Annotated in this window: 13 protein-coding genes; 10 read left to right on the plus strand and 3 right to left on the minus strand. The window is 45.4% G+C overall.

Features of this window, described 5'->3' with window-relative positions; translation table 11 throughout:
* Nucleotides 1-35 precede the first annotated feature (35 nt).
* The 10 genes from LEP1GSC047_RS11610 to lpxB all read left to right on the plus strand — a co-directional run bounded on the left by LEP1GSC047_RS11610 (nucleotide 36) and on the right by lpxB (nucleotide 10,878).
* Nucleotides 36-1,040 (plus strand): hypothetical protein, encoded by a 1,005-nt coding sequence (locus tag LEP1GSC047_RS11610; protein ID WP_010413629.1) that lies wholly within the window; start codon nucleotides 36-38, stop codon nucleotides 1,038-1,040.
* A 16-nt stretch (nucleotides 1,041-1,056) separates the two neighbouring features.
* Entirely contained in the window at nucleotides 1,057-1,695 is a 639-nt protein-coding gene (gene ruvA, locus LEP1GSC047_RS11615; RefSeq protein ID WP_010413627.1) for a Holliday junction branch migration protein RuvA, read from the plus strand.
* Nucleotides 1,696-2,421: 726 nt separating this feature from the next.
* A complete protein-coding gene (locus tag LEP1GSC047_RS11625) occupies nucleotides 2,422-2,865 on the plus strand; it encodes a DoxX family protein (RefSeq protein ID WP_010413623.1) in 444 nt (147 codons plus the stop codon).
* A gap of 478 nt (nucleotides 2,866-3,343) precedes the next feature.
* A complete protein-coding gene (gene sucC / locus LEP1GSC047_RS11635) occupies nucleotides 3,344-4,516 on the plus strand; it encodes an ADP-forming succinate--CoA ligase subunit beta (RefSeq protein ID WP_010413619.1) in 1,173 nt (390 codons plus the stop codon).
* Between the two features lie 24 nt (nucleotides 4,517-4,540).
* Complete coding sequence (gene sucD, locus LEP1GSC047_RS11640) at nucleotides 4,541-5,425, plus strand: succinate--CoA ligase subunit alpha (RefSeq protein ID WP_010413617.1); 885 nt, start codon at nucleotides 4,541-4,543, stop codon at nucleotides 5,423-5,425.
* A gap of 85 nt (nucleotides 5,426-5,510) precedes the next feature.
* The gene (locus LEP1GSC047_RS11645; RefSeq protein ID WP_238325578.1) at nucleotides 5,511-7,049 is read left to right on the plus strand and encodes a TolC family protein; all 1,539 of its coding nucleotides are present in this window, start codon (nucleotides 5,511-5,513) and stop codon (nucleotides 7,047-7,049) included.
* Between the two features lie 21 nt (nucleotides 7,050-7,070).
* Nucleotides 7,071-8,501: an SH3 domain-containing protein gene (locus tag LEP1GSC047_RS11650; protein ID WP_010413613.1), complete on the plus strand. Its 1,431-nt coding sequence runs from the start codon at nucleotides 7,071-7,073 to the stop codon at nucleotides 8,499-8,501.
* Nucleotides 8,502-8,535: 34 nt separating this feature from the next.
* Nucleotides 8,536-8,796 carry an FmdB family zinc ribbon protein gene (locus tag LEP1GSC047_RS11655; RefSeq protein WP_010413611.1) on the plus strand — a complete coding sequence of 87 codons (261 nt, stop codon included), beginning with the start codon at nucleotides 8,536-8,538 and terminating at the stop codon, nucleotides 8,794-8,796.
* Nucleotides 8,797-8,798: 2 nt separating this feature from the next.
* Nucleotides 8,799-9,653 (plus strand): LpxI family protein, encoded by an 855-nt coding sequence (locus tag LEP1GSC047_RS11660; RefSeq protein WP_020988765.1) that lies wholly within the window; start codon nucleotides 8,799-8,801, stop codon nucleotides 9,651-9,653.
* Nucleotides 9,601-10,878, plus strand: a complete 1,278-nt coding sequence (lpxB, locus tag LEP1GSC047_RS11665; RefSeq protein ID WP_068872743.1) for a lipid-A-disaccharide synthase — start codon at nucleotides 9,601-9,603, stop codon at nucleotides 10,876-10,878. Before LEP1GSC047_RS11660 ends, lpxB begins: the two co-directional genes overlap by 53 nt.
* Before the next feature lie 36 nt (nucleotides 10,879-10,914).
* On the opposite strand, the gene LEP1GSC047_RS11670 is transcribed toward lpxB, so the two are convergent.
* The 3 genes from LEP1GSC047_RS11670 to LEP1GSC047_RS11680 all read right to left on the minus strand — a co-directional run bounded on the left by LEP1GSC047_RS11670 (nucleotide 10,915) and on the right by LEP1GSC047_RS11680 (nucleotide 15,843).
* Nucleotides 10,915-13,053, minus strand: a complete 2,139-nt coding sequence (locus LEP1GSC047_RS11670; RefSeq protein WP_010413608.1) for an LIC_12586 family protein — start codon at nucleotides 13,051-13,053, stop codon at nucleotides 10,915-10,917.
* A gap of 125 nt (nucleotides 13,054-13,178) precedes the next feature.
* A complete protein-coding gene (locus LEP1GSC047_RS11675) occupies nucleotides 13,179-13,823 on the minus strand; it encodes a tetratricopeptide repeat protein (protein WP_010413606.1) in 645 nt (214 codons plus the stop codon).
* A gap of 4 nt (nucleotides 13,824-13,827) precedes the next feature.
* Entirely contained in the window at nucleotides 13,828-15,843 is a 2,016-nt protein-coding gene (locus tag LEP1GSC047_RS11680; RefSeq protein WP_010413604.1) for an ATP-dependent helicase, read from the minus strand.
* Nucleotides 15,844-15,919: the final 76 nt, after the last annotated feature.

The following is a 15,919-nucleotide window of genomic DNA, read 5'->3' on the forward strand; positions in this document are numbered from 1 at the left end:
GGTATTTTCGGAACAAAGCCAAAGGTACCAGAAAAATGAAAAATAAATTTTTCCCCGAAACAACTATAAACGGTAAGTTCGTTTATTATCTAGCGTTGATACTCATTCCGGCAATCACTCTAACATCGAACCTAGAGTCAAAAGAGCCGGACAAGACGGAAGTCCCGTTTGCGGCAACAGAGGCGAAGCAGGAACAGGATTCCTCCAAACCCAAAGCGAACGTTAGGCGAGTCGATGAGAGAAAGGGCACTTGGACGTTTCAATGGGGTTATAATAGGACCGCTTTTTCGCAAAGCGATATCAACTTCAGAGGTCCGGGATACCATTTTACTTTAAAAGGTGTGGATGCTCGGGACAAACCGCAAAGCTTAGATTCCGCTTATGTAAATCCGACTTTATGGGAAACTCCTCAGTTCAATTTCAAGTTCGCGTACTATATTACGGATCATTTTTTCATCTCCTTCGGAGAAGACCATATGAAATACGTAATGACTACCGGACAAGCCGGAACGATCTCGGGTTATATCGATCCCCTGGCTATAGAAAAAGCGAGATTCGCGACTTCTCCCGAATCCGCAGTTTATCTATATATGTTTCCGAACAATCTTAACCAATTTGCGGGATATCACGGCGGGGGACAAACCGTGAATATCACGCCTGACTTTTTAAAGTTCGAACATACCGACGGTTTAAACTTCTTCTTTATCGAGCCCGGTTTTACGAATTCGTTTTGGGTTTCGAAAGACGGGGAGCACGCGTTCAGTTTAGTGGGCTCCGCGGGTGGCGGACCGGTTATTTGCCGAAGTGACGTCCGATTATTCGGGGAAGGAAAAAATAATCACTTCCATTTGTCCGGGTACGGACTCACCGCCTATGTAGGAGCTAGACTCGACCTGTTTAAATCCTTCTTCATCGAATTCGGCGCGAGAGGCGGATACATAGATTTGCCCAGCATCCTAACCACCGGAAGAAGTAAAGAAAGAGCCTCTCAGAATTTCGACTTTATGGAGATGATCGGATCCGCCGGAACGACCTTTTAAAGGGATGAATCGATAGATGATATCCGGGCTCCAAGGTTTTATTCGAAAATTAGAGGTAAGCACGGTCCAGTTGGATGTGCAGGGCGTCACCTATGAGATCACCATTTCGTTTAAAACCTATTTGGAACTAAAGGATACGTCGATCGGCGGTAAAAAAGAAATCCGACTCCATATCCATCATTCGATAACCGAGCGAGGGCAGCGTTTATTCGGTTTTTTGCATGAACGCGATAAGGAATTCTTTAAGGTAATGAAAGGATTGCACGGGATCGGGGAAATGACCGCTTTAAAAGTGCTTTCCTTTTTTAGTCCTTGGGAATTGTACCGAATCGCTTCTTCCGGTCAGGCAAAGGATCTGGAAAAGATCCCGAAAGTCCGCGCCAAAACTTCGGAAAAGATTTTCTTCGAAGTGAAACAAAATATGAAAAAGCTGGAGCTATTTCTGGAAGGAACTCCGGCCGATCCGATCCCTTCGGACATTCGACGAGAAGAATTATCTTCCCCGGAAGATAGATTTAAGGAAACGGCGGTGCAAGCTCTGGTTCAGCTAGGATTCGACGATAAGTCCGCACTTAAGGAAGTCGAAAAAGTCTTAAAAAAGCAAGAGTTTCAAGATACGGGAGAATTGGTCCGGGAAATTCTAAAGAATCTATGAAGGCGCTACGGAGAATTTCATAAACGGAAATTCCCAGGATCTCAAGCGGTCCAAGATTCCTCCTTCAATCGACACGGAGAATCTTGGATCGATCAGGTTAAAGAGTAAGCGTCTACCGAGACGCCCCTATTCAAAGAAGGCAGAATGCATTAGAATTTCTGCATGAATCATTTATCCGCAAGTTTGGACTGGCCAACGATTTTAGAGAAATTTGAAAGTGCGGACTAAAATACGTGCACGCGATAGACTGAAATGCGGATTGTTTAGATATCGCCGTGTGAGGTGGAATCGGGAAGCGAAAGAGAATATCGGTTTTGTAGAGACAGTGGAAATATCTCCGTATATAAAAAAGGAGTGATTGTTGTTAAAAATTAGATAGGCTTAACTCCGGCATATTTAGAATTAAATTTGAAATTTAGTTCGAGTCTAGGAAGCCAAATCCGGGTAAACCTAAGCTCCGTTCGACCTGGAAAGACAAATTTACGGAAGGCAATCCGTACGCTTTTATCGGAAAAGCAATACCAGAATAATTTCTGTTTTAAAAGAACCAATTCCGTTATTTTATACAGAAAGGACCCTACCATTTCCATAACGATTCCACTTTTAATTTCAATGAAAATTAGACCTTAGAACAAAAAATGGCTTGATCCAAATACTTCATATTTAAAGTATTAATGCATAAACTAATTGCTTCGTTGGTTCGAACGATGCATAAGGAGCAGAACGATGTTAGAAACTTTACTTTCCACCAATGAGGACCTGGTCCCTCTGATTCTTAGGATCACACTCGCTGTCGTGATCTTCCCTCACGGCGCTCAAAAACTTTTCGGCTGGTTTGGCGGTTACGGCTTTAAGGGAACCTTCGGATATCTAACCCAACAGGCAGGTCTCCCTACAATCATTGCCACCCTCGTAATACTCGGTGAGTCGCTCGGATCGATCGCCGTTTTATTGGGCATTCTTACTCGCTTTTCGGCCATCAGTATCGGAATAATCATGGTCGGCGCCGCCCTCATTCACAAAAGCAACGGCTTTTTTATCAATTGGCATGGCGCTCAAAAAGGAGAGGGATTTGAATTCCACCTATTAGCGATCGGAATCGCATTGGCACTCGGAGTTACTGGTGGAGGATTGTTTTCCCTCGATCAGTTCATTCTCACCCTATTCTAGGAAAAAATCATGCTGCCTTCTCCGGGAATTGAATCCGTTACGGGTAGTGTCTTTCCGGAGATCCATTTTCACGGAAAAGGCCCACCCGAACAGAGGACGGAAGACTGAGGACAGACGCGTTCGCTTCGCTCGCGCTAGACAGAAGCTGCTCGACATTGTAAAGGCAGCAGCGGCAGAGGAAAAGATCTACTGCACAGGAGCTCCAACATAATTCGTTTTTAAAAAAATTGTTGTCAGGGAAATAGGAATAATCCTCTGTCCTCTGTCCTCTGTCCTCTGTCCTCTGTCCTCTGTCCTCTGTCCTCTGTCCTCTGTCCTCTGTCCTCTGTCCTCTGTCCTCTGTCCTCTGTCCTCTGACCTCTGTCTTCTGACCTCTGCCCCCAAATTCTCTACGAAAGGAATGGACAGGAAATTCCGGCGGAAAATCCTTAGAAAAAGCGATTCGTATCCTTCTTAACCCCAATAAAAAGGCCAATTAATGAAAATTCATGAGTACCAGGCGAAAGAAATCCTGAGACGCCATAACGCGAAGGTTCCCTTCGGCGTAGTTATAGATCAAAAAACCGACGGAGCAAAAGCATACGACGAAGTATCCGGGAAAACGGGAACTCCTGTCGTAGTCGTAAAGGCTCAGATCCACGCCGGTGGGCGTGGAAAAGGCGGAGGAGTCAAAGTAACGAAAACGAAAGATGACGCTCTTACCGCCGTAGATAAAATTCTGGGCATGCAGCTGATCACTCCCCAAACCGGACAGGAAGGAAAGAAGGTCCTAAAAGTCTATCTGGAACAAGGAATTAACATCGCAAAAGAATACTACCTTAGTATCCTCTTGGACCGCTCGATTCGTAAAACGATTATCATGGCCTCTACTGAAGGCGGTATGGAAATCGAAGAAGTTGCAGAAACGCATCCCGAAAAAATCCTGAAAATCGCCGTCGATCCGGGAATCGGATTGCAACCGAGCCAGGCTTCTCAACTCGCCTTCGACCTGGAATTGCCGGTAGAATCCCATAAATCCTTCAAAGCTTTACTTTCTTCCATTTACCAAGCGTACATCAAAGAAGACGCGTCACTCTTGGAAATCAATCCCCTGATCTTAACCAAGGAAAATGAAATCGTCGCCGGAGATTGTAAAATGGATCTGGACGAGAACGCTCTTTATCGTCACCCGGACAATGCCGCATTCCGCGACATTTCCGAAGAAGATCCTCTGGAAGTCAAGGCCAGCGAGTACAATATCAATTACGTAAAACTGGACGGAAATATCGGCTGTATGGTTAACGGAGCCGGTCTCGCGATGGCCACCATGGACATCGTAAAATTAGCGGGAGCCGAGCCTGCAAACTTCTTGGACGTAGGCGGTGGGGCGAACGTAACCACGGTAACAAACGGATTTAAATTAATTTTAGGCGACCCGAACGTAAAAGGAATTTTCGTGAATATCTTCGGCGGGATCGTACGTTGCGATCGAGTCGCGACAGGTATTATAGAAGCGGCCAAAGCGGTGAATATCAATGTTCCCCTAGTTGTGCGCCTAAAGGGAACCAACGCGGAAGAAGGAAAGCGGATTCTGAACGAATCCGGCCTGAACATCATCGCGGAAGAAGATCTGCGCACCGCAGCTAAAAAAGTGGCGGAAGCCATTAAATAAGAGATTAGGTATACTTAAACAAACATGGCAGTATTAGTAGATAGCAACACCAGAGTGGTAGTCCAAGGGATCACCGGAAAAGAGGGGTCCTTTCACGCTCAGCAAATGATCGAATACGGAACCAACGTAGTCGGCGGAGTAACACCGGGAAAAGGCGGACAAAAAGCGGATCTAGTCGGTAAGGCAGTTCCGGTTTTTAACAGCCTAAAAGACGCAATTCTGCAGGAAGGAGCAAACGCTTCTATCATATTCGTTCCGCCTCCCTTTGCAGCGGATGCGATCCTGGAAGGAATTTTCAATGAAATTCCATTGGTGGTTTGCATCACCGAAGGGATTCCGACTCACGATATGCTCAAGGTGTACAGCGCCCTCAGAAGCTCAAAAACGCGCTTGATCGGCCCGAATTGTCCCGGGATTATTTCTCCAAAATACCATGTAAAAATGGGTATTATGCCCGGATTTATCCACCAAGCAGGTTCTATCGGAATCGTTTCCCGCTCAGGAACCCTAACCTACGAATCCGTGGCACAGCTAAGCCAACAGAATTTGGGACAATCCACGGTAATCGGTATCGGGGGGGACCCTGTTCCGGGAATGAACCATACCGAAGCGGTCAAACTCTTAAACGAGGATTCCGAAACAAAAGGAATCGTCATGATCGGCGAAATCGGCGGAACTTCCGAAGAAGAAGCGGCCGAATACATTAAGCAAAATGTAAAAAAACCGGTCGTGGGTTTTATTGCGGGACAAACCGCACCTCCCGGTAAGAGAATGGGTCATGCAGGCGCCATTATCAGCGGGGGAATGGGAACTGCTTCCTCAAAAATGAAGGCTATGAGCGATGCGGGTATCCATGTTTGTCAATCAATCGCCGAAGTCGGTGAAAAAATGAAGAAGGCGATCGGCTAAAACCGGTCTAAAATGGGATACAAATAGGAGGTTTATCATGAACGACTACCAGGAACAATCGAAGCGATTTTCAACCATTTCCACGATGAAAGCGTTTGCCTGGGGGGCCATCCTAGTTGTGTCCCAATTCGGCTTGCTGGCCCAATCCGGCACCAAGCAACTCAAATTAACGACGGAGGAAACCGTCAAACGTGCCTTGGAAAGCAATTTTAATCTCCAAAACCTCCGCTATCAGTTGGTAAAATCGGACTCCGATTATTTAAAAGCGGAATCGAAGTATTCCTGGAAAATCGTAGCGGACGGAAGCTTCAACCAAACGGTATTACCCTTCAACCAAAACAACGTCTTTACCGGTAACAAGATCTCCGACGATACGATTAAGGGAGGGATTGAAAAGACGATACGGGCGACCGGTACATATTTCAAAATCGAAGCGGGAAACAGACGATTCGACTCGAACGCTTTCGAGGATAAAAGCAACCCTTTTACCGCAAGTTTCTCGGGCTTAGGACTTCCGCCGTTATATACGGGCTTTCTTCGCTTAACATTTAGTCAAGATCTTATGAAAAACGCCTTCGGTTATCAAGGTCGAAACGAAGAGAAAATTTTAGATAAGCAGACGCAGATAGCCAAGAACCAAGTTTCACAACAAATTTCTCAAGCAATCGTGGACTCTCTACTCGATTTCTGGGACTATTCGATCAAACTGCATTCGTTAAAAACGTACAGAAAACTTCAGGAAAACGTAAAAGACATCCGTAACCTAACGATGCGCAAGCAGGGCCTCGGTTTGTCCGAAGGCTTCGAAGTCAACCAATGGAATTCCTTACTCGCCCAAGCGGACAGCCAACTAGAAACGGCGATCGTTCAGAAAGACGAATCCAAGCGAAAACTGGCGCGCGAACTTAAATTGGATGATGGAACCGAGCTTTCCGAGGAAACGGATTTGCTGGAAGAAATTCCCGAAAAACCGGATTACGCTAAAGACTTGGTGATCGCTTACCAAAAAAGAGCGGATTACTTAAATGCAATTAAACAAAAAGAGATCGCCGAAGTTCTGCTAAAGAACGCGAAAGATAACCAGCTTCCGAGTCTGACTCTATCCGGGACGGCGGCTTCGCAGGCTCAGACTCTCGCCTCCCCGCAAAAGAATTATAGCGATCCTGCGGACGGAGTGAGTTCCTTCAAATACAAGGATTATCAAAGTAAATTAGCTTTTTCTTATCCTTTATTCGATAAAGGAGTGTATGCGGGAAGACGGGATTCCGAAATCGGAGTTCGCCAGGCCGTTCTCGCCGAGCAGGACATCAAGAATCAGGTTCGGGATGATGTCCGAGGAAGAATCGATTCGTTAGAAGCGAGTTATCGAATATACAAAAATTCGATCGTTACGGAGCGCGAGACCCAGAGCTATTATAACGGAGTTCTCCGTAGTTTTCGGCAAGGTAGAGCCGACGCAGTGGCCGTAAAGAACGCTTTGGATACCTTAGTTCAGGATCAACTTAGTCTAACTCAGGCGAAGGTGAATTTTAATATCGATTTAATGCGCTATTATATCGCAAAGAATACGCTCTTAGAGCGCTTCGATTTGAGTGTGGATAAACTGCTTCCCAACATAGAATAAAGCGGGAGATTAAGTTCACTTTTGAAACGTGGATTTTTCCTTTCTCTTTTCGGAATAGCGATCCTAGTTTTATTCGTCGTTCTGGCCTGGAGATTTTGGCCCAAACCGTCCGATACGATCTACGAAAATTTCAAAAAAGGGAGATGGGAAAAGGTCGTTAAATCCGTTCGTTCCTTGACCGATCCTTCCCCGTACGATTTATTCTACGCTTCACAATCATTAGTTTCCTTTAATGCCGAATTAAAAAAATCGGAACCCTCCGAACAGACTCGGGAAGCCTCCCGATTTTCTGCGGCGTATAAAATTCCGTTTCTCGTATCCGGCGACGCCGTCTTTCCGGTTTTCGAGGACGTCTTTCTTTCCCAATTATCTCCCGGTAGCTTTCTCCGCCAAAAGGCCGTCGCTTACCGTTTAGAAACCGCTTCGGATTGGGAAGAAGAAACGAACTTTCTCAAACTTCTAAAGGAATTCTCCAAAAGCAATCCGATCCGGCTCGGTCCGAAATATTCATTAGTACTTCGTAAAGCATTAAAGAGGGAAACTATCCTTTCGGAATCGGATAAAAAAAATCTGGAAGAAAGATTAGGTTTTTTGAGTACTCGAGAAGAGTCCTCGTTCTTCGGCGGAAGACTTAAAAACACCGGAGAAAATACGAATCTTAGAACCGGTCCAGGAACCGAAAATCCGGGTCGAACAAGATTAAAAAAGGGGGTTTCCCTCTTTGTCCTGGATAAGGACCCACGTTCGGAAACGATCGGCGGAAAAAGGGGAAATTGGCTACAAGTTTTTGTTCCGGAATTATCCGCACTAGGATGGGTTTTTTCCTCCTTTACCGAGGAAGATCCGTTTCCTTCCGAAAAAGCCGAGTCGATGCTGATCGGATTCTCGGAGTCAGAGAAAAGCCAAGCCTGGGACTTCGCTTTTTGGGAGCCGGAACGACCTCCTCCCGGATTTCACGGAGATTATATTAAAACCGAAAAGATCGCGTTAGACGGCGATTATGGAATCGTACTGTATCGCTCTCAAAACGGAAAATATAAAGAGATTTGTAGATTAGTGGAAGAACCGTTTCGATCCTTGGAGTTTCTAACGGCAAGTCTAAGTGGAGAGGATAGCGTTCCGTTGTTTAGATTATATTCCGGACAACCGGGAAGCTGGAGCCTAGCGTTTCAAATCGATCTTGATAGCGAAAGCGTCTCGATCAATCGAAATAAATACATCACCGGAAACGCTTCTAGCAAACGTCGATTCCAACTCGCGATTTCGCCGACCGAATCCGGAAGCAATGCACTTGCCTCCCTTCTCGTCGGGGAAAATATTGTATTACAAGGAATCCGTCCGGAGGAAGAATTTTCGCCCGGAGAGGAAACCAGATATAAGCTTTGCCTTCTCCAGCCGGAAAAGCGTTCGGATTCAAATTTAGCAGCATTTCGATTTAAGTTTCAGCTCTAAGAGCAAATATCGCAAAAGGAGAAAGAAAAACAAAATGCCTACTTACGAATATAGATGCAGAAACTGCGGTCAAACTTTCGAATTCTTTCAATCGATGAAGGACGAGCCTTTAAAGGATTGCATTCTTTGTAAGAACGGAAAAGTAGATCGGCTAATTTCAAACGGAGGCGGAATCATATTCAAAGGCTCCGGTTTTTACGTGACCGACAATAAGTCTCCCGGATCTTCCTCCGATAAATCTTCTTCCGATAGCGGCTCCTCTACCGCGGCTCCATCCGACTCTTCCTCCAAATAATCTTGGGACGTTTAGGAATCTTGGCAGGAGGAGGCAATCTTCCTGAAATCGGAATGAGAGAGGCGTTAGCCGCAGGCGAAGACCCGCTTTTTTTATCCATTGCCGAATCCGACTTTAAGCCGGGAAATTATCCGGATCGAGTCATCCCCATTCATATCGCAAAAATAGGCGGTCTTTTAAAATCCTGTAAAGCCAACAAAATCGACCGCCTTTTACTTTTAGGGAAAGTAAAAAAGGAGATCATTTTTAAAAGCTTGAATTTCGATTTAAAGGCGATCGCTCTCTTGGCGAGAATGGTAAACAAACACGACTACTCCATTTTTAAAACGATAGCCGAAGATTTCGAACAAGAAGGAATAAAAATCCTGTCTCAGAAAACGTATCTACAGTCTCTGCTTTTGCCGGAAGGTCGATATACTAAAAAGCCTTTGGACAAAAAGCAGCTCGCGGATGTGGAATTCGGAATGGAGTACGCCGAAAAAATCGCCAATCTGGATATCGGTCAGACCGTTATCGTTTTGGATAAATCGGTGCTCGCGGTGGAGGCGGTGGAAGGAACGGATAAGGCCATTGAGCGAGGCGGATCGTTCGCAAAGAAGGATAAGGCCGTCGTCTGTAAAAGTTCCAAACCGAGTCAAGATGATAGATTCGATCTCCCGACAGTGGGCCTGGAAACCCTAAAGACGATGAAGGACAATCATTGCGGTATCCTTTCTCTTCGAGAAGGAGAAACCATCGTGGTCGATCCGAAGGAATTTATTCGCCTTGCCGAAAAATTGAAAATACATATCTTGAGTATCGGCCGTGGTAACCTCTCGAAAATCAATCGCACCCAAAAAAACGTCCCAAAAGCCTAAAAAAGGTCCCGAAAAGAACAAACAGGACGTTCGAGAATGGACCGAAAGTTCCTCTCCCGTATTTCTTTTTCTGGCCGGAGAGCATTCCGGCGATCTACTCGGAGGAGAACTCATCAAGGAATTGAAGAAGACGTACCCGGATTCTCCTTACTTTGGCGTAGGTGGTCCCCGCATGATCGAGGAAGGATTCGACTCCATCGAAAATATGGAGGAACTCTCGGTGATCGGTTTTACCGCCGTTCTATTCAAGTATAAATTTCTGAGAGCCCTTATGGAACGAATCGTGGAGGAAGCGGTAGCGCGTTCCTGCACTCACGCCGTGTTAGTCGATTATCCGGGATTTAATCTACGGTTAGCGAAGCGGTTAAAAGCTCTCGGTATCAAAATAATCTTTTACGTTTCTCCGCAACTATGGGCCTGGAAATTCGATCGGATATTTACCATAAAGGAAAATGTGGACTTAATGTTGGTTCTATTTCCGTTTGAAAAAGAATTATACGATAAATACGAGGTTCGTAGCGTTTTCGTCGGTCATCCGATTGCCCAACGGATAAAGGAAAAAATCAAGAAGGAGCTCCCGATTCCGAAAACGGGAGAAGATCGTCCGCATTCTTCGTTTATCATAACGTTAATGCCCGGGTCTCGAAGCGGAGAGATTAGGCGTATTTTAGGAACTCTAATGCAAACAGCAAAACTGCTGCACTCGGATCTAGAGGCCGAAAAAAAACACGTTCGATTCCTTCTTCCTAATATAAATATTAGAGAAGAAGAGTATATCCAAAGATCCATCGAACAAGCCCAAGCTCAGCTTCCGGGATTGAATATCGAATATTTTTTCGATAGATCCCTGCGTGCAATCGAGGCGGCGGATTTGGTTCTTGTAGCATCGGGCACCGCCACGTTAGAAGTCGTTTATTTTGAAAAACCCATGATCATCCTCTATAAAGTCAGTTTCTTAACTTACGTAATCGCTTCCCGGTTTATAAGAACTCAGTTTATAGGATTAATTAACATCCTTTCAGGAAGGGAAACCGTGAGAGAACTGATTCAGGCGGAATGTACTCCCGAAGTCGCTCGCGAGGAAGCCCTCGCGATCCTAAAGAATAAGAAATATAGAAATTCGATGATAGAAGAAATCTCCTCCGTCAAACAATCGTTAGGAGACGATCCGAGTTCGCGAAATGCCGCAAAAGCGATCGTGCATTTTCTAAAAGAGAAACAATAACTGTCCGTAGATATTCATTACTTTTTTGTAATAGTCTTACTCTAAAACACAGGCATCTTTCGTTTCACGAAACTTCGTAAAGAACGGAGTCGAAACTGCCGGGATAAACGAATCGGAAGATATCGATTGGGAACTCCCGGTGACGGAATAGCGCAAAGCGGAGGGTTCCACATAAACTGCCGCAGTCGCGTTAAAATTTCCCGATTTCCAGGAAAGATTGCGCAGAGGCGGGTTACCCGGGTCGCTGTAATCGAATTCCATTTCAAAACCCGGCTGAAGCGGTAAAGGAAAGTTGGCGGCTCCCGTCCAGCGTAATCCCTCGAGCCGAACTTCCTGCAAACTAAAATTGAAATGATCGTAAAAATCCAGAAAATTATTTCCAAAGAATCGAATATTCCCTTTTCCGGTGACGGTATCGGAAATTAAATCTTTTCCGCAAAATCGAAACGCCGGAATTTTCCAAGGGAGTTGAACGGCTTCGAAATCGAAATTAAAATACGGACTTTCGTTCCCGTACGTAAAATAAGAGCTAATTTTCGCCTCCGCCACACCGATGAGTTTCCCTTCCAATCTGGATTGATACGGAATTAACTTAACATTCAGCGATAATTCGCCCATATTAGGGAGACTTTTTTGCAAGCGAACCTGCTTCGAATGCGCCGTTAGATTGCCGGTAGGAAATTCCAAAAAATATTTAAAGACGGGCGTACGAACAAAGCGGATTTCAGGAATCAATTTTTCCATCCGAGTTCGAACATCTTCTCGGACCATCTGTCTTAAACTTCGGTACCAGGTTAAGTAATCTTCCAATACCAGTGACTCGGTATCCAACTCGAGATTATATTCTCCCTGCAAAGGGTAGTACGCCGAACCGTCGCCCTTAAAAGCCTTCTTAAATGCCGTCTTTCCTTTCGCTTTTGCGGTTAGCGGGAACCCGAATTGGGAACCTTTCAAACTGGCTTCGAATATTCCGGCAAGATTCCACTGGAGTTTTCCTTCGTCGATCTTCAGATCCAAATCTCCATCCTTCCATCTGAAGTTTCTAACTATCAAGTTGCTCTCGAATTTCAACCAATCTCCGAAATTGCCTGTTTCCATACCTCTCCAGAACAATTTTACTCCGCCTCCGAAGGATTCTAATTGTCCGCTTAGAGGTAGAAAATCCCGAAGGCGATCCATATCCGCCACTTCCAATTTTAAATTCCAAGAACGTAGACCCTTATCCGTTCTATCTCTCGCGAGTTCCAAGAAATCGTTCCCATCGTGGATTCGATGGTATTCTTTATAGGTTAGTTCCTGGGATGAGCGCGCCCATTCGTGATCCAGATCAACGTTCTTCCAAAGCCAGGGTTCTTCGCGAAGAGGTAAATCCTGAAGGACCTCTCCGGTTACCCCCGAAAATTCCGTTTTCCCGCTCACGTTTAAACGAGTTCCATCCGTCTCAAGTACCGCTTTACCCGAAATTTTGCCGCTTTGCGGAAAGAAAGGCGAAAATTCAGAATACAAACCTCCGATTGCACTCGCTCTAGCATTCCTAAAATCTAATGAAAGGGACATCCCTTTCGAGCCGATATCCGTGACGAACGTTCCGTTAACGTAACGTAGACCGGGCCAAGGAAAAACCGAATCCGAAATTCCCACGCTGATTTTCGATCCTTCTTTGCGAATCAGAAAATCGACTCCTCGAACTTCTTCTAATAGCTTTTTTTCTCCTTTGGAAATCGACACGGTCGTATTTTCCAATCGAATCTCGGGAATATTCACTTTGTGGATATATCCTAGAATTTCACCCGAGATTTTATCCTCCAGATCCAAAGAGATTTGCGCGTCCCGAATCCGAATGGCTCTCACCGAGGGAGTTCCTTTCCAAAGACCGCGCAAAATTAATTCGATTTTGTTGGCCTTAAAGATGAGATGTTGGGCCGCAAAGTCCTCGTCGCTGGAAATCTTTAGATCTTCGATGAAGACGTGATTCGGAAATTCGTATTCCACGACGCCGAGGGCGACCGCCCTACCCAATTCTTCGTTTATAAAGTTCCGGGAAAGTTCCTTAACTGCACGCAGATCCAGGACGCGCCGAACAAAATACCATTCCGCGCCTTCTTTCGCCGCCGCCAGAACTAGAAGAATAATAATCGCGGATACGGATATCCTCCGAAACGAAGGACGCTCCATCGTTCGCTTTGCTCGAATGAAAAACGCGCGGCAGTACTTATATAGTAGAATGGGAACCGGAATCTTAACTTCGATTCGGTCCCTTGCAATGAAAGAGTTTTTAGGGAGCGGAAAGGAAAGTCGAATTATCGCGGAAGGAGTTGCGCGATTTTTTCCGAGGTCTCCCTTAGTACGGCGCTCTCTGGAAATTTCTGCAATCCTTCTTCCAGAACCATCTGGCATCTTTTGTATTCCTTAATCCGATAGAAACTAACGACAACAGTTTCGTAATAGAACAAGTCTTTCTCAAAATTCTTGTCCCGAGCCGCACGACCTAGAATTCCTAGAGCCTGACCGTATTTTTCGTCTTCGAAATAGGCTTTTGCCCACATTTTTTTACGATTGGCCGATTCAAAGTCCCTATCGATATTATCGGATTTGCGGAAGTGAACGATCGCATTACCGTAATCGTTAATTCCCAAATACGCTGAACCTAGATAATGATCCAGATGCAGAAGGTTTTTTCCTTCCTTGGAATTTTGGAGTTCCTTTAAAACAAGGGAAGCTTCCTTAAAGGATTCGATTTTCAATAAAAGTTTTGATTTTTGAAGAAGGAGTTCCGACCTTTTTTTGTCTTCTGGGCTGGTCGTTTGCAGTTGGGCGTCTATGATTTTTATCTCGGCTCTAACCTGGGACTCCAAATTAGCCGAAACCGTGGTATCTCTTTGTGCCGTTGCGCAGGAAAAGAGAGCTAGGTTTCCGAGTATCAATATCGTGAGATATTTATTCATTTTCTCATCCCGTTTTCAATTTTTCAAGTTCTTGGAGAAAGTCATCCGTCTCCTGTTGCCTAGTCTCCTCATTGGAGAGCCAATCTAGGGTGTCGGAGTCGATCTCTTTTAGGAACCGAGACGGTTCCGAACTCAGTTGCTCCCCAAATTTGCGGCGATTTGCGGCCCCTGTCAAGCATAAATGAGCTTTGGCTCGAGTCATCGCCACATACATCAACCTGCGTTCCTCATCCACGGCATTTTCTTCGGTGGCAATCCTACCGTTCGGCAAAATTCCCTCCTCCAAGCCTACGACATACACCGACTCGAATTCCAGCCCCTTGGATTGGTGGATGGTTAATAACTGGACCCTGTTATCCTCTTTCTCATCGTTAGGCGCGTCCTCCATAAGCATCGCAAGTCGGTTAATAAAGTCAAAAAGGGTCGGTTTTTCGCCGGATTCGTTATTTTCCTCGAAAAAAGCCAACATATTCACAAGTTCCGACATATTATAGATCCTAGCTTTCGCGACTTTCTCCTCTTTCTCCTCCAAAATGATTTCCTTTTCCAGAGCCAAATCCGCGATTAACTCGCGCAAGGCGAAAAAGAGTCGGGGCGAGGAAGAAAATTTTTTCTTAGCCTTCTCTATCAGATTAACGAAGTTATAGATCTCGGAAGCGACCTTTCGATTCAAATCGGGAATAAAATCCGGAGACTCGCAAACACGAAACAAGGTTTCGTACAACGACTCCTTAGTATGCCCAGCCTTTTCGTGCACCAGTGAAATCGAGCCCGGGCCGATCCCACGTTTCGGGTAGTTGATAATGCGTAAGAGGGACGCATCATCCTTTTGATTGGCGATCAAACGGATATAAGAAATTAAATCCCGAACCTCTTTCCTATCGAAGAAATTATAACCGCCGACCACTTTGTAAGGCATGTCTCTGGCCCTGAAGACTTCTTCGAAAGGACGGGATTGAAAATTGGTTCGGAACAGAATCGCGACCTGGCTTCCCTTTCGAGCTTCTTTGATGATTTCTTCCCGAATACTATCGGCTACCCATTCCGCTTCGTCCTTTTCGTCGATCCGTTCCACATATTTTACCTTCCTAGCACCCGGAACTCTGGAATAAAGTTCCTTCTCTCGGCGGGAAGAGTTATGACGAATTAAGGAATTCGCGGCGGACACGATAACATCGGTGGATCGATAATTCTCAAGAAGGCGAATCACGGTCGCGGTTGGAAAATCCTTTTCGAAACCGAGAATAAGACTAACGTCGGATCCGCGAAACGCGTATATGGATTGATCGTCATCTCCGACTACGCAGAGGTTATCGGAAGTCCCCATCAAAGCGCGCAGGAATTCGTATTGGGTTCGGTTCGTATCTTGAAACTCGTCGACCATGAAATACTGGAACTTTTTATGATATTCTTCCCTAACTTCCTCGAAATCGACCAATAGCCTGGACGGTAAAAGGATTAAATCGTCGAAGTCGATGCAGTTTTGCTCTTTCAAAGAATCTTGGTATTGCTGGAAAAGAGACGATGCCGTTAAATCGCCTTCGTTAATCGAAGTGCGAAGGAATTCCAGATATTCCGGTCCCGAGTTTTTGACTCGGGAAATCTTTCCGAGAATCTCGCTTACCTGTGCTCGCTTCGGCTCTATTTTTTGAGCGACGAGCATACCGGTAATCAAGCCTTCCTGGTCCGCTTGGTTGAGTAGAAGGAACGGTTGCTTATAACCTAATTTTTCGATATGCTTTTTTAGAATTCCCAGCCCCAACGAGTGGAAGGTGGATAAAACGATTCCTTTCAGTAAATTGCGGGGAACCAATTTCCGAACTCGTTCCGCCATTTCTTTCGCACTCTTATTCGTAAAGGACAGAGCGACGATCTTGGAAGCGGGAATATGATGGTCCTGGACCATATGAGAAATCCGATTCGATATCACTCTGGTCTTACCGGATCCTGCACCGGCGAAAATAAGTAGAGGACCGTGAACGGTTTGCACCGCTTTTTCCTGTTCTGGGTTCAGCTTCATGGAATCATGGGACATAATTCGCAGATTTCACTTCTTGTCAACCTCGTACAGGCAAAGGTTTGCGAATCAGACGGGG

This window comes from Leptospira inadai serovar Lyme str. 10 (assembly GCF_000243675.2).
Classification (GTDB): domain Bacteria; phylum Spirochaetota; class Leptospiria; order Leptospirales; family Leptospiraceae; genus Leptospira_B; species Leptospira_B inadai.

What these genes read in the sequence shown, in the direction of transcription:
- LEP1GSC047_RS11610 (WP_010413629.1), top strand. Translation starts at nt 36, where the DNA reads ATGAAAAATAAATTTTTCCCCGAAACAACTATAAACGGTAAGTTCGTT.
- ruvA (WP_010413627.1), top strand. Translation starts at nt 1,057, where the DNA reads ATGATATCCGGGCTCCAAGGTTTTATTCGAAAATTAGAGGTAAGCACG.
- LEP1GSC047_RS11625 (WP_010413623.1), top strand. Translation starts at nt 2,422, where the DNA reads ATGTTAGAAACTTTACTTTCCACCAATGAGGACCTGGTCCCTCTGATT.
- sucC (WP_010413619.1), top strand. Translation starts at nt 3,344, where the DNA reads ATGAAAATTCATGAGTACCAGGCGAAAGAAATCCTGAGACGCCATAAC.
- sucD (WP_010413617.1), top strand. Translation starts at nt 4,541, where the DNA reads ATGGCAGTATTAGTAGATAGCAACACCAGAGTGGTAGTCCAAGGGATC.
- LEP1GSC047_RS11645 (WP_238325578.1), top strand. Translation starts at nt 5,511, where the DNA reads ATGAAAGCGTTTGCCTGGGGGGCCATCCTAGTTGTGTCCCAATTCGGC.
- LEP1GSC047_RS11655 (WP_010413611.1), top strand. Translation starts at nt 8,536, where the DNA reads ATGCCTACTTACGAATATAGATGCAGAAACTGCGGTCAAACTTTCGAA.
- LEP1GSC047_RS11670 (WP_010413608.1), bottom strand. Translation starts at nt 13,053, where the DNA reads ATGGAGCGTCCTTCGTTTCGGAGGATATCCGTATCCGCGATTATTATT.
- LEP1GSC047_RS11675 (WP_010413606.1), bottom strand. Translation starts at nt 13,823, where the DNA reads ATGAATAAATATCTCACGATATTGATACTCGGAAACCTAGCTCTCTTT.
- LEP1GSC047_RS11680 (WP_010413604.1), bottom strand. Translation starts at nt 15,843, where the DNA reads ATGAAGCTGAACCCAGAACAGGAAAAAGCGGTGCAAACCGTTCACGGT.